Genomic DNA, 13,015 nt, shown 5'->3' with positions numbered 1-13,015 from the left:
CGTTCACCGGCTGCCCGGTCCGTAACTCGCGGCGCGGAATAAAGGCACATCATGCGGCGTCGATGCGCCGATGCTGCCGCGCTTCGGCGGAGCGCACCGTCGCGCCGCGATTGCGCCCCGTCACGATCGTGCATTCGATGTGCGGCATGCCGCGCGTGGCTTCTCGCGCTGTAGCGAGCGCGCCTTCGGCGTCGCGGGCGCTCCCGACGATCGCAAAGCCCGTCGGCCCCCACGAAGTCTGGCCAATTCCGGCGGTGCGCTGCGCGGCCACGGCGCGCAGCGCACGCTCGACGCCGGGGCTCGCGAACACGCCGCCTTGCACGGGCGCGAAGTATTCGCCGATGGTCTGCTGCATCTCGGTCAACCCATGTGCGAACGGCACGATGTTCCGCTCGGCGGCGCCAGGCAGGATCTTCATCAGCACGAGGTGGCACAGATGCGCGGCAAGTTTCTGCGGAAACGGAGCGAGCGCGGCGAGGCCGCGCCGTTCGTCAGCGCCGTGCAGACCTTCCCGTGAATTGTCGCTGACGAGCAGCACGCGCCAGTCGTCGGGAAACGGCTGGCGTGCGAGCAGCGGCGGCACGCCCGGATGCAGATCGCCCGACGGGCCGCCGTCCACCAGCAGGCCGCCCGAATCGAAACCGAGCACGCCGATGCCCGAGCGCGCGCCGCGTCCGAGCAGGGCCGCCAGTTCGGCGCTTGCCGCGACATGGCCGAGCAGCCGGACGAACGCCACGCCGACTGCGAGCGCGAGTTGCGTCCCCGATCCGAGGCCGGTGTGGGCGCGCGGTGTCTGGGTGACGTCGATCGCGACGGGCGTGGGGTCATAGGCGGCGTGCAGCCGTTCGAGACATACCGCGATGCGCTCGCGTTCCGCATCGGACACCGCACCGTCGATGCGGTCGCGTTCAGCGAGCCGCGCTTCGACGCGAGTGCCGCCGCCGTCGATCACGAGTCCGACGCTGCCGAACGCGCGTCCGAGCGACGCATTCGGGTCGAGAAAGCCCAGATGCAACCGCGCGGGGGCGTCGACCGTCACGGTGGCGTCAGGCGGAAGGCGGCGAACGTGAAGCTGCATCGCAAGTGTCCTTGTTCGGGCGTGATCCCGTGTAGGCCGCGCACGGCGAGCCGCACACGCCGCCATGGCGACGGCGTGTGCCGTCGCGCGGGCGGCCGGCGCTGGACGTTAAGCGAAAGCCGTACCAGGCACGTGCGGGGACGTCCGGTTTCGGACGTACCAGATGACGTGCCGGCCGCTCCCGCTGTCGCCGCTCGCGCTTCAGCCGCCCTCGGCCGTTCCCTCCGCTTTGGGCGCGTCGTACTTGATGTAGCGAAAGCGCTGGTCGTCGCTCGGCGTGCCTTCCAGCGGGCCGCCTTCGGTGGCCGGCTGCCACTGGATGAACGATTCGATCTTGTTCGCGAGGGCGAAGTCCTTGTCGGTGATGCCTTTTGCGGAGTGCGTCTTCAGCTTCACGATCACGAATGCATAGGAGACCGTCAGATCAGGGTGATGCCATGCGGCTTCCGCGAGATGGCCCACTGCGTTCACCACCATCAACGTTCCCTTCCAGCCCTCGGTGCGGTATTTGCGCCGCAGCCAGCCGTCTTCCACGTACCAGTGCTGGAGCGGTCCGACGAGACGTTGCTGGATCTCCTCGTCGATATAGGTCTTTTCGGTTTTTGCCATGATCGCTTCTCCGCGAATGTTGGTTCGATCGATAACACTCATGTTGCGCTGCAAATGACCCGCCACTGGATGCGCCGTACTCGCGCGAACCCGATACAGCGCTTTTGCGAAGCGGTTCTCCCACTGCCTGCGACGCGACGGACACGCTTCGTATCGGGCAATGACACAGTATGTTCCACATGCCCGGATTAAGTGGTGTGACGGCGTGACACCGCTGAACGGCGTCTCGCGTCATCGCCGTTTGATACAGCCTGCACGCGGCGACTAGAACGGTACCCGACGCACGGCGCGTAGCCTGATGCGGTGTGCCTGTGCGGCGTTTTCAGACCGGCTTGTGGCGGCGAAGGCGGCGCGTGCCGCTGCGCGACCGGCATGGAATATGCGTTGGCCGTCATGCGCCGCAAACCCGACAACGATTGGGAATGGCGCTGATCGTTACCCTGCATCCGTGGAGGGCGCGCCCGGTGCGACGAGGTAGCGTGGGTCATTCGTGAGTTGAACAGCAAGACCATTCTGGAGGAGACATGAACTTACGCACCACGGTTCTTGGGCTCGCGATCCTCGCGTCGGCAGCCATGAGCTCTATCGTTGCACAGGCCGATTCGCAGCTCGATGGGCTCATGAAAAGTCCGTCGAACTGGGCGGCGCAGGCAGGCGATTATGCGAATCACCGCTACAGCCCTCTCAAGCAGATCAACGAGAACAACGTCGGCAAACTACAGGTCGCGTGGACCATGTCGACCGGCGTGCTGCGCGGCCATGAAGGCGCGCCGCTCGTGATCGGCGACACCATGTATATCCACTCGCCGTTCCCTAACAAGGTGATTGCGATCAACCTGAAGGATCAAACATTCCTCTGGCAGTACCAGCCGAAGCAGGACGATTCGGTTGTCTCCGTGATGTGCTGCGACACAGTCAATCGCGGGCTCGCCTATGGCGACGGCAAGATCTTCCTGCAGCAAGCCGATACCAAGCTCGTCGCGTTGAACGCCAAAACGGGCGACGTGGTCTGGACCGCGCAGAACGGCAACTCCAAAGCCGGCGAAACGAACACCAACGCGCCGCACGTTTTCGGCGACAAGGTGTTGACGGGCATCTCGGGCGGCGAGTTCGGCGTGCGTGGACGTCTGATCGCGTATGACATCAAAACCGGCAAACCGGCCTGGACCGCGTACAGCACGGGTCCGGATAAAGACATGCTGATGGACCCCGACAAAACGATGACCTACGCCGACGGCAAGATGGTGCCGGTGGGCGCGGACTCGTCGCTGAAGTCCTGGAAGGGCGATCAGTGGAAGCTGGGCGGCGGCACCACGTGGGGCTGGTATGCGTGGGATCCGAAGCTCAACCTTGTCTACTACGGCACCGGCAATCCCGGCACATGGAACCCGACGCAACGTCCGGGCGACAACAAGTGGTCGATGTCGATCATGGCCCGCGATCTGAATACCGGCATGGCGAAGTGGGTCTATCAGATGACGCCTCACGACGAGTGGGACTACGACGGCGTCAATGAAATGATCCTGTCGGATCTGACGATCGACGGCAAAAAGGTACCCGCTATCGTTCACTTCGACCGCAATGGCTTCGGCTACACGTTGAACCGCGAGAGCGGCCAACTGCTCGTTGCTCAGAAGTTCGACCCCGCCGTGAACTGGGCCGACAGCGTCGACCTGAAGAGCGGCAAGCCGATTCGTAACGCGGCGTATTCGACGCAGGCAGCAGGTTCGGATCACAACGTGAAGGGCATCTGTCCGGCGGCGCTCGGCTCGAAGGATCAGCAGCCCGCAGCGTACGACCCGAACTCGAGCCTCTTCCTCGTGCCGACGAATCACGTTTGCATGGACTACGAACCGTTCGATGTCGACTACGTGTCCGGTCAGCCGTATGTGGGCGCGACGCTGTCGATGTATCCGGGTCCGAACGAGAACAATGCGATGGGCAATTTCATCGCGTGGGATGCGGCGAAGGGCAAGATCGTCTGGTCCAAGCCGGAGAAGTTCTCGGTGTGGTCGGGCGCGCTCGCGACCGCTGGCGGCATTGCGTTCTACGGCACGCTGGAAGGCTACCTCAAGGCGGTTCGCATCAAGGACGGCAAGGAGTTGTGGCGCTTCAAGACCCCGTCGGGGATTATCGGCAACGTGTTCACGTACCAGTATCAGGGCAAGCAGTACGTCGGCGTCTACTCGGGCATTGGCGGCTGGGCCGGCATCGGCATGGCGGCAGGACTCGAGAAATCGACGGAAGGCCTCGGCGCGGTGGGCGGTTATCGCGAGCTCGCGAAGTATACGGCGCTCGGCGGTACGCTCTTCGTGTTCGCCATTCCTGGCGGCAACAGCTGAGCGCAGGTCGTTCGAATCGCGCGGCCGGTTCGCTCCTGGTGAAGCACTGGGGGCAGCCGGCGGCGCCGGTTCGGTCAGAACGGTTCAATGCGGGTTCGAACCACGAGTTGCATAAGAATCGCATACGAGTCACATACGAGTTACCAGGTCCGCGCGCTTGCAGAGATGCAGCAATGCGTCGATGAAACGCATCGGCGCGCGGCTCTAACATCAGGAGACATCTGTCTATGAAACGCCGAGCAATCTTGTTGCGGGCGGCACTGCCCGTCGTTTTCGTCATGCTGCCTGTCACGTACGCCCAGACCAATCCCGCGATGGCCCAGGTGGCGTACAAGGTGGTCGACGGCAGCAAGGTGGACGCCAATACGTTGCAAGGATGGAAGACCTGGCGCGCGCTTGCATGCGAACGCTGCCACGGCGCGCAGCAGCAGGGCATGGTGGGACCCTCGCTTGTCGACGCCTTCAAGACGCTCGACAAGAACGAGTTTCACCGCACGGTGTTCGGTGGGCGGGTCGACAAGGGCATGCCTGACTTCAGTTCCAGCCAGATGATGCAAAAGAACTGGGAGAACCTTTACGCCTATCTGAAAGGGCGCTCCGACGGGCAGATCAAGCCCGGCGATCTGCAGGCCATCGACGCGAAATAACGCCGGCGCCACAACTTCAGGAGGTGATCGATGCGTCATCGCAAACTCATGCACGCGCACGCCGCGCTCGTGGCAGGCGCGCTGTGCTATGCGGCGCTCGCAAGCGGCGCGGTACGCGCCCAGGGCGAGGCGGCGCTGCCGAACAACGACGGCGCCGACGGCGTTCTGCGAGTGTGCGCGGACCCAAACAACATGCCCCTGTCGAACAACAAGGGCGAGGGTTACGAGAACCGCATTGCGAGCCAGATGGCGAGCGACTTCGGCTACAAGCTCGAATACACGTATTTTCCGCAGCGCATGGGCTTCGTGCGTAACACGCTGCGCGAGAAGGTGGCCGACAGCGAGCGCTACAAATGCGATCTGATCATCGGCGTGCCGAAAGGCTACGACATGACTTCGACGACGCAGCCGTATCTGCGCTCCACCTATGCAATGGTGTTCAAGAAGCGGCCCGAGCTGGCCGGCATCAATACGCCGGACGATCTGCTCAAGCTGCCGCCGGATCAATTGCACAAGCTGCGCTTCGGCATCTTCTCGCAGACGCCCGCGGTCGACTGGCTGCTCGGTCATAACCTGATCGATCAGGCTGTGTCGTATCAGGTGCAAAGCGGCGATCCGCAGGAATATCCCGGCCAGATGATCGAAAAGGATCTGCAGGCTGGCAACGTGGACGTCGTGTTCCTGTGGGGGCCGATTGCCGGGTACTTTGCGAAACGTTCCGGCGATTCGGTGAAGCTCGTGCCTTTTCCGGCCACGCCGGGCATCCGTTTCGACTATACGATCTCGATGGGCGTGCGCTACGGCGAGAAGGCGTGGAAAGACAAGGTCGATCAATGGATCGGCGCGAACCACGACAAGATCGACAGCATCCTGACCAGTTATGAAGTACCGCTTCTGAAGCCCGTCGATGCGCCGTCCGGCAAGCCCGCGGACGCATCGCCATGACGGCGGCGCAAGCCGGTGTGCGACGTGAATGGCGGCGCATGCTCGCGGCAGGCGCCGCGAGCATCGCGTGCGTTACGGGTTTTGCGTGCCTGATCGGCGACGCGCACGCGGCCGCGCCTGCCGCGGGCAGCAGCGAGATATCGCCGGCCGAGCGGCTGATCTTCACGACCGATCATCTGCACGGCGTCGCGCAGCAAACCGAACTCGACTACGCGCTGCTCAGTTCCGACCCGCCCGCGCGCGGCACCGACATCGTCAAGGTGCTCGTGACGAGCCCGGACAACGCGAAGGGCGACGCCCAGGTGTCGGATCACAGCGGAGCCGTATCGTTGCCGAACGGCGGCTTGCAGTGCAACCCGGTGATCATCTATTTCCTCGAGCGCGACATCGCCGAAATGGAGCAGTTGACGGGCGGACAACGGCGCTATTTCCAGCAGCGCTTGCGGCTCGCGCTGGCCGCCGGGCCGAAGATCGAAACGGTGACGAGCCAGATAGACGGCAAGCCGGTGAAGGCTCAGCAGATCGTCGTACAGCCCTATCTCGACGATCCCAATGCCGAACGTTTCGCTCAGTACACCGCGAAGCGCTACACGTTCCTGATCGCCAGTACAGTACCCGGTGAGGTCGCGTTGATTCGCACGGAGGTGCCCGGCGCGAACAACGACTTCGCGCATCCGCTGCATAGCCGCACCCTCAGTTTCCAGGCTGCGTTGCGCAAGCTGCCGCCGCCGGGGAATGCGCCGAACGTACCGAACACACCGAACGCGCCCGTCAAGTCGTCGAACGCGCCGCGCGCGAGCCGGTAGCGGACGCGCGGCCGTGAACTTCATCCGCTCGCTCACGCTGCGTCAATTGCAGATCTTCGTCGTGGCGAGCCGCTATACGAGTTTTGCGCGAGCCGCCGAAGAATTGCATCTGACGCAGCCCGCGGTGTCGATGCAGATTCATCAACTGGAGGAGGCGGTCGGCCTGCGTCTCTTCGAGCGGATCGCGCGTAAGCTCGCGCTGACCGAGGCCGGCGAGATGTTCAGCCATCACGCGAGCCGGATTCTCGGTGAGATCAAGGACGCGGAGGACGCGATGAGTTCGCTCAAGCAGGCCGATAGCGGCTCTATTGCAGTGGGTATCGTCAGTTCCGCAACGTATTTCGCGCCCAAGTTGCTCGCGATGTATTCGCATCTCTATCCGAAAGTCGACGTGCACTTCTCGGTCGGCAACCGCGATGCGCTGTTGCGCCTGCTTCAGGACAACGCGATCGATCTCGCGATCATGGGACGTCCGCCGCCTGAACTGGATACGACAACGGAGCCGCTCGCGTGGCATCCGCAAGTGCTCATCGCGCCGGTTGACCATCCGCTCGCGGGCGCGCAGCGCTTTGACTTGCAGGAGTTGCGCGGCGACACGTTTCTGCTGCGAGAACCCGGCTCGGGCACCCGCATGGCCGCGGAGGAAATGTTCCGGCAGCATCTTTTCACGCCCGCGAAAGTCGTCACGCTCGGCAGCAACGAAACGATCAAGCAGGCAGTGATCGCCGGAATGGGCGTGAGCCTCATTTCGCTGCATACGCTGCTGCTGGAATTGCGGACGAAAGAACTCGCATTGCTCGATGTGAACGGCACGCCGATCGAGCGCACATGGCAGATCGTGCATTTGCGCGCCAAGCAGCTTTCGCCGACCTGCATGATGTTCCGGCAGTTTCTGCTGGAACAGGCCGCGGCCTATCTGGAGCGCGAGTATGCGGTATTCGTACGGCCGCCCAGCAAGCCGAAGGTCCTCATACCCGCAGTCGACGATGCGTCCGCGTGACTCGCAATTTTGCCGGCGGCGCAGGGTGTGCCGGCCATAGGAGATTGCACCGATGGGATCCAGCGAACAGCTTCAGGACTGGCGTCTGCATGCGCTGCAGATCGAGGAGGAAGTCGCGAGCGCCGTGATCGGCCAGGCGGAGGTGATCCGGCTCATCACCGTTGCGTTGTTCGCGCGCGGGCATGTGCTGCTCGAAGGCGGCGTGGGCGTCGGCAAGACGACGGTGCTGCGCGCGTTTGCGCGTGTCGTAGGCGGCGATTTCGAGCGCGTGGAAGGCACGATCGACCTGATGCCGGGAGATCTCGTGTATCACACGTATGTCGATGCCGAGGGCAGGCCGCGTATCGATCCGGGCCCGCTTCTGCGACACGGCGAGGGTCTCACGACATTCTTCTTCAACGAAATCAATCGGGCGCGTCCGCAGGTTCAGTCGCTCTTGTTGCGCGCGATGGCCGAGCGCTCCGTCTGGGCGTTCGACCGCGAATACCGCTTCCCGCACATGACGGTGTTCGCCGATCGCAACAAGGTTGAGAAAGAGGAAACCTTCGAGCTGGCCTCGGCGGCGCGCGATCGTTTTCTGTTCGAACTGAGCATGCCGACACCGGACGACACCGACGTGCGGCGCGCGTTGGTGTTCGATGCGGATTATCACGACGTCGACCGGCTGCTGGCACGGCTTTCTGCGGCTATCGTGCCGTGGGAGCAGCTGAACCAGGCTGGCGCGGCCATTCAGCACAGCGTGCAGTCGAGCGAAACGATCGAACGTTATGTGCTGGACATCTGGCAGGCAACCGAAACGCCGCAGCGTTTCGGTATCGCACTCGACGGCGTGGACATGGATCGGCTCATTCTGGCGGGCGCGAGCCCGCGCGGCATGAGCGCGCTGTTGCGCGCGGCACGCGTGGTTGCGTGGCTCGCGGGACGCACGCATCTGATTCCCGAGGACATTCATGCGGTGTTGCTGCCGGCGCTCGGCCACCGCGTGTTCTTCACGCCGATCTACGAGTTGCGTCGTCAGGAACTCGCGGAGGCGCTGACCGCGCAGATTGTCGGCCGGCTTGCAGTGCCCTGATCCATGAAAGAAATCGCGGAATTCCATTACCGTTTGCCGATGCGTTCGTCGGGATTTCGGCCCGGCTCGCATCGCGGATCGAGCTTTGGCGCCGGCCAGGAATTCGCAATGCATGGCCGCCTGTTCGACTATCCGGATCCACGTCGCATCGATCTGCGGGCAAGCGTGCGCGCGGCCCGTTCGGAGTGGCTCGTGAGAGTGCATCTGCAGCGCGCCGCGGTGCCCGTGCAGGTGCTTGTGGATGTGTCGGCGTCGATGCGTTTCGGCACGCGCCGCAGCAAGTTGCAGGTGGCCGCGGATTTCGTCGAAGCATTGGGGTACAGCGCGTTTCGCGTCGGCGATCCGTTGGGGATGCTTGCGTTCGATAGCGGCGCGCGCGACGACCTTTTCATGCCGCCACGCTCCGGGCGCGGCATCGGCAATTTGCTTGCGGGGATGTTGCGCGAGAGCGCAGGTGTGGACGCGGGCACGAGCGCGGACTTCGCTGCGGCAGCGGTCTCGGATAACTGCAGCGGCAGCGGCAACGGCAACCGCAGCGGCGATGGCAGTGGCATTGGCAACCGCAACGGCAGCGGCAGCGGCAGCGTCGGCGCGCTGCAACGCATTGCGTCGACGCTAGCGGGCCGTCAGGCGCTGGTCTTTCTCGTCTCCGATTTCCACTGGCCGCTTACAGCATTGCCGGCGGTGCTCGATCTGCTGGTGCATGCGTATGTGGTGCCCATCGTCGTGTGGGATGCTGCGGAGATTGCGCCGCCTGCGGGCGGTCCGCTGCTTGCAGTGAGGGACGCCGAGTCCGGTGCGCGGCGCACGCTCTGGTTAAGCGCCGGCGCGCGCGAACGCTGGCACGAAGGCGTTGCACGGCGCCGCGCGGAACTCTCGCAGATGTTCGGCAAACGCGCGATGCAACCGTTCTACATCGAAGGCGAGTTCGACCCCGAAGCGATGTCACGCTATTTTCTGGAGGCAATCGCATGAGAGCAAATGGTTCGTCGCGCCGCCTCCGGTTCGCCCTCGTGCTTGCCATTTCGCTGATGCCGGCGATGACGCCGTCCACCAGCAGCGCAGCGGCGAGCGGCGCGGCCTTGCAGCCGACGGTGCAGGAACCGCGCGCATTCGGCTATCTGCTGGGCGACGTCCTCACGCAACGCATTCTGCTGAAAGGCGACGGCTACGATATCGGCACCGTAACGCCGCCTTCGCTCGGTCGCACCGATTCGTGGCTCGAACGCCGGCGGGTTCGTAGCGAAACCGACGCCGACGGTCACCGGTGGATGGCGATCGACTACCAGGTCGTCAACGTGCCGACGACACTCACGCAGGTTGCGTTGCCTGCGTTGTCGCTGACGTCGTCGTCCGGCGCGACGCTTCAGGTCGGCGAATGGCCGCTCAGCATCGGTCCGGCAACGCCCGCGAATCCGTTCAATGTCGGCGACCTGCAAGCGCTGCGTCCGGACCGCCAGGCGCCTGCGGTGCCTACAGCGCCGCTTCGGCGGCAGGCGGGCCTCGCGCTTGGCTTGCTCATGCTGACCGTGTTGTCGTGGACAGGCTGGTGGTTCTGGCGCAACGCGCGCGAGTCGGCGCGTCTGCCGTTTGCACGCGCCTGGCGGGAGCTGCGGCACATGCAGCGCAAGCCACGAGCGAGCGGGCCGCCTGGGGACGCGTCTGCGGAGGCATGGCTTTGCCTGCATCGCGCGGTGAACGAAACGGCGGGCCACGTGGTGCATGTGGGCGCGCTGTCGGGCCTCTTTGTTCGAGCGCCCTATCTGCAACCGTTGCGCGCGCAACTGGAGCAGTTCTACCGGCAATCGGCCGAGCGCTTTTTCACGCCTGCGCCGACGGGCGACGCCTATCCGCTGCGCAGTCTGTGCGAGGCGCTGTATCGCGCGGAGCGGCGCCACCAGCGATGAACGATATGGCGCTCGACCTGGCTCACCCCTGGCTGCTTGCGCTGCTGCCGCTCGTGTTGCTGCCGCTGTTGCCTCGCCGCGCCGACACGCTCCCGTTCTCGTGGATCGCATGGCTGCCCGACGATCGCGCCGGGCGATGGATCGGCGCCGTCGCGCAGGGCAGTGCGGTGCTGGCGATGCTGGCGATTGTCATCGGTCTGGCCGGTCCTGGGCGTTCGCCTCGAGAAGTGGTGCGCACGGGCAGCGGCGCGCAGATTCTGATTCTGATGGATCGCAGTGCCAGCATGGACGAGCCGATGAACAGCAAAGGTGTCGAGGTAAGTGCGGGCGAATCGAAGAACAGAGTGGCGCGCGCTTCGTTGACGCAGTTCGTCGCGCAAAGGCCGAACGACCGGCTTGCATTCATGATGTTCGGCACGAGCCCGTTGCTTGCAATGCCGTTCACCTACGACCATCGCGCGATCGACGCCGCTATCGCCGGTACTGCGGTAGGCCGCGGCATGCCCGATACGCAACTCGATCTCGGGCTGCTCACGGCAATCGGTGAATTCAATCAGCAGCATTCGTCGAGCCGCCGCGCGATCGTTCTCGTTTCGGACGGCGGCGCGAAACTCGACGCGCGCGAGCGGCAGTTGATCGAGGACGGCCTGCTGCGCAACGAGATTGCGCTTTACTTCATCTATTTGCGCAGCAGCGTTTACAGCCCCGATCTGAACGCGGCCGTACCTGCGAGCGAGTCGTCCGCTGAAGCTGAGCTGCACCGTTATTTCCTGTCGCTCAAGACACCTTATCGTTTGTTCCAGACCGGTAACGCAAAAGCAATGAAGGACGCGATGGCCGAGATTAACCGCCAGCAAAATGCGCTGACTACGTTTATCGAGCGTTTGCCGCGCGAGGACTTCAGTCCGTACTGCTTCGCGGTCGCGCTTGCAAGTTGCGTGCTGCTGTTGGCACTACGGCTCTTTCAGGTGCGGGTGTGGTCATGAAGCGCTCGTCGGTACATATGATCTTCGGAGCCGTGGCGCTGTGCTGCGCGGCCGTAGCGGCTTACAACTGGATCGAAGTGCAGCGGGCGGATCAGGTGAACCGGACCGTTGCGGCAACCGTCGTTGCGACCAAAGCGGGGTCCAAAGATGCAAAGCGCAACGTTGCCAGCACCGACGATGCGCCCCAAGTCAGGCTCGCGCGCGCAGTGGCGTTGTCGAAAGACGGCGCTTACGATGCGGCGGGCCCACTCTTCGAGTCGCTGATTCGGGAGCAGCCCGAAGGCGAGGTCGGACGCGCGGCGCTGTTCGATCTCGGCAACCTGTACCTGCGGCAGGGCATCGGACATAGCCCTTCCGGCGCGATCGAATCGCTTGCAATGGTCGAGGAAGCCAAGGCGCGCTACCGCAGTCTGCTACGCATTGCACCGGACGATTGGGATGCGCGCTACAACCTCGAACGGGCGTTGTGGCTCGCCCCCGAAACGCGTTCTGCATCCGGCGCGCCGGACGTGAAGGAGCAGCACGACGTCAAGGTGCGCGATCCTGAAAGCAAGGATTTGCCGTGAGCCTCGGGGCCCAAACACGTGGTTTTCTCGCAGGCCGTCACTGGACGATGCCCGCCGCTCTCGTGCTGCTGATTCTCGCGTTCACCTTGCCGCCGGTGGCGTTGCCGCGCGACACGTCGAGCTATGTCGTCACATTCGATATCACGCAGAGCATGTATGTCGAAGACGTCGTGCTGAACGGCGCGCCGGTGAGCCGGCTCGCGTTCGCGCGCGCCGCGATGCGCGATGCACTCGGTCAATTGCCGTGCGGCTCGAAAGTCGGCTGGAGTGCATTCACCGGGCAACGGAGTTTTCTGCTCGTGGCGCCGGTCGAAGTCTGCGGCAACTATGACGCGCTGCTGTCGTCGCTCGATCGGATCGACGGGCACATGCGCTGGACGAACTACAGCCGTATTGCCGAAGGCGGTGTGTATTCGGCGGTTCGCGTGGCGCAGGAGATCGGCGACAGTACGGCCGTCGTGTTCCTCACCGATGGTCAGGAGGCGCCGCCGCTGCTGCCCTCCGATGCGCTGAAGCAAGATATCAATCCGGCTCACGTGAAGGGCTGGTTGATCGGCGTGGGCGGCGATCAACCCGCGCCTATTCCGCGCAGCGATGCCCACGGAAATCGCATCGGCTTCTGGCAGGCGGACCAGGTTGTACAGGTCCCTCAGATGCACGCGTCCGCGACTCATGCCGAGAGTCGCGAGGAGTTGTCGGCGTTGCAAGGGCACTATCTGTCGTCGGTGGCGGGGCAAGTCGGTTTCGGCTATGGGCGCCTCATCGACGCCGCGTCATTGCGCGACGCGTTGCTCGATTCGCGGCTCGCTCACCGGGAAAGCGTGCCGACCGATTTGCGCTGGTGTCCCGCAGCGCTCGCGCTGCTGCTGCTCGTCTGCCGCTTCATGCCGGATACTGCCGTTGTCTTTGCGTGGATGCGCGTCGGCGCGCGCCTTTTCCGTCCTGCGCGAGGCGCTCGCGCAGATAGCGCACCGCTTGCTGGCAACGTGCGGACAGCGGCCACCCGAAGCGAGGAATCGATCACAACGTAGCAATGACAGCTGCGCCTCGTTCTTCA

General features: G+C 64.1%; 13 protein-coding genes. 11 read left to right on the top strand and 2 right to left on the bottom strand.

The window, feature by feature from the left end; genetic code table 11:
* Positions 1-49 precede the first annotated feature (49 nt).
* Complete coding sequence (locus J2W46_RS02800; protein ID WP_204521705.1) at positions 50-1,078, bottom strand: beta-ribofuranosylaminobenzene 5'-phosphate synthase family protein; 1,029 nt, start codon at positions 1,076-1,078, stop codon at positions 50-52.
* A 201-nt stretch (positions 1,079-1,279) separates the two neighbouring features.
* Positions 1,280-1,687, bottom strand: coding sequence for a 4a-hydroxytetrahydrobiopterin dehydratase (locus J2W46_RS02795; protein WP_204521704.1), 408 nt, complete (start codon positions 1,685-1,687; stop codon positions 1,280-1,282).
* 575 nt (positions 1,688-2,262) lie between these two features.
* Between J2W46_RS02795 and J2W46_RS02790 the strand changes: the two genes are divergently transcribed.
* The 11 genes from J2W46_RS02790 (at position 2,263) to J2W46_RS02740 (ending at position 12,989) form a co-directional block, all read left to right on the top strand.
* On the top strand, positions 2,263-4,029 hold the full coding sequence (locus J2W46_RS02790; protein ID WP_370687530.1) for a methanol/ethanol family PQQ-dependent dehydrogenase: 1,767 nt from the start codon (positions 2,263-2,265) through the stop codon (positions 4,027-4,029).
* A 227-nt stretch (positions 4,030-4,256) separates the two neighbouring features.
* Positions 4,257-4,676 (top strand): c-type cytochrome, encoded by a 420-nt coding sequence (locus J2W46_RS02785; RefSeq protein ID WP_020066320.1) that lies wholly within the window; start codon positions 4,257-4,259, stop codon positions 4,674-4,676.
* Between the two features lie 30 nt (positions 4,677-4,706).
* On the top strand, positions 4,707-5,621 hold the full coding sequence (locus J2W46_RS02780; RefSeq protein ID WP_310351105.1) for a substrate-binding domain-containing protein: 915 nt from the start codon (positions 4,707-4,709) through the stop codon (positions 5,619-5,621).
* A complete protein-coding gene (locus J2W46_RS02775) occupies positions 5,618-6,427 on the top strand; it encodes a hypothetical protein (protein WP_310351102.1) in 810 nt (269 codons plus the stop codon). The genes J2W46_RS02780 and J2W46_RS02775 overlap by 4 nt, the downstream gene beginning before the upstream one ends.
* Positions 6,428-6,440: 13 nt before the next feature.
* Complete coding sequence (locus J2W46_RS02770) at positions 6,441-7,427, top strand: LysR family transcriptional regulator (RefSeq protein WP_310351100.1); 987 nt, start codon at positions 6,441-6,443, stop codon at positions 7,425-7,427.
* Between the two features lie 52 nt (positions 7,428-7,479).
* Positions 7,480-8,499 (top strand): AAA family ATPase, encoded by a 1,020-nt coding sequence (locus J2W46_RS02765; RefSeq protein ID WP_131318817.1) that lies wholly within the window; start codon positions 7,480-7,482, stop codon positions 8,497-8,499.
* A gap of 3 nt (positions 8,500-8,502) precedes the next feature.
* Positions 8,503-9,474, top strand: coding sequence for a DUF58 domain-containing protein (locus tag J2W46_RS02760; protein ID WP_310351095.1), 972 nt, complete (start codon positions 8,503-8,505; stop codon positions 9,472-9,474).
* Entirely contained in the window at positions 9,471-10,406 is a 936-nt protein-coding gene (locus J2W46_RS02755) for a calcium incorporation protein MxaA (RefSeq protein ID WP_310351093.1), read from the top strand. The genes J2W46_RS02760 and J2W46_RS02755 overlap by 4 nt, the downstream gene beginning before the upstream one ends.
* Positions 10,403-11,392: a vWA domain-containing protein gene (locus J2W46_RS02750; RefSeq protein ID WP_310351089.1), complete on the top strand. Its 990-nt coding sequence runs from the start codon at positions 10,403-10,405 to the stop codon at positions 11,390-11,392. Before J2W46_RS02755 ends, J2W46_RS02750 begins: the two co-directional genes overlap by 4 nt.
* A complete protein-coding gene (locus tag J2W46_RS02745) occupies positions 11,389-11,958 on the top strand; it encodes a tetratricopeptide repeat protein (protein ID WP_310351086.1) in 570 nt (189 codons plus the stop codon). Before J2W46_RS02750 ends, J2W46_RS02745 begins: the two co-directional genes overlap by 4 nt.
* The gene (locus J2W46_RS02740) at positions 11,955-12,989 is read left to right on the top strand and encodes a vWA domain-containing protein (RefSeq protein WP_374726798.1); all 1,035 of its coding nucleotides are present in this window, start codon (positions 11,955-11,957) and stop codon (positions 12,987-12,989) included. The genes J2W46_RS02745 and J2W46_RS02740 overlap by 4 nt, the downstream gene beginning before the upstream one ends.
* Positions 12,990-13,015 lie beyond the last annotated feature (26 nt).

This window comes from Paraburkholderia strydomiana, assembly GCF_031456815.1.
Taxonomy (GTDB): domain Bacteria; phylum Pseudomonadota; class Gammaproteobacteria; order Burkholderiales; family Burkholderiaceae; genus Paraburkholderia; species Paraburkholderia caledonica.
Note: the sequence above shows the minus strand (reverse complement) of the source record. Positions and strands in the feature narration are given on the sequence as shown.

Coding starts and splice junctions, on each gene's coding strand:
- J2W46_RS02800 (WP_204521705.1), bottom strand. CDS start 1,078: ATGCAGCTTCACGTTCGCCGCCTTCCGCCTGACGCCACCGTGACGGTC.
- J2W46_RS02780 (WP_310351105.1), top strand. CDS start 4,707: ATGCGTCATCGCAAACTCATGCACGCGCACGCCGCGCTCGTGGCAGGC.
- J2W46_RS02785 (WP_020066320.1), top strand. CDS start 4,257: ATGAAACGCCGAGCAATCTTGTTGCGGGCGGCACTGCCCGTCGTTTTC.
- J2W46_RS02765 (WP_131318817.1), top strand. CDS start 7,480: ATGGGATCCAGCGAACAGCTTCAGGACTGGCGTCTGCATGCGCTGCAG.
- J2W46_RS02750 (WP_310351089.1), top strand. CDS start 10,403: ATGAACGATATGGCGCTCGACCTGGCTCACCCCTGGCTGCTTGCGCTG.
- J2W46_RS02795 (WP_204521704.1), bottom strand. CDS start 1,687: ATGGCAAAAACCGAAAAGACCTATATCGACGAGGAGATCCAGCAACGT.
- J2W46_RS02760 (WP_310351095.1), top strand. CDS start 8,503: ATGAAAGAAATCGCGGAATTCCATTACCGTTTGCCGATGCGTTCGTCG.
- J2W46_RS02775 (WP_310351102.1), top strand. CDS start 5,618: ATGACGGCGGCGCAAGCCGGTGTGCGACGTGAATGGCGGCGCATGCTC.
- J2W46_RS02745 (WP_310351086.1), top strand. CDS start 11,389: ATGAAGCGCTCGTCGGTACATATGATCTTCGGAGCCGTGGCGCTGTGC.
- J2W46_RS02755 (WP_310351093.1), top strand. CDS start 9,471: ATGAGAGCAAATGGTTCGTCGCGCCGCCTCCGGTTCGCCCTCGTGCTT.
- J2W46_RS02790 (WP_370687530.1), top strand. CDS start 2,263: ATGAGCTCTATCGTTGCACAGGCCGATTCGCAGCTCGATGGGCTCATG.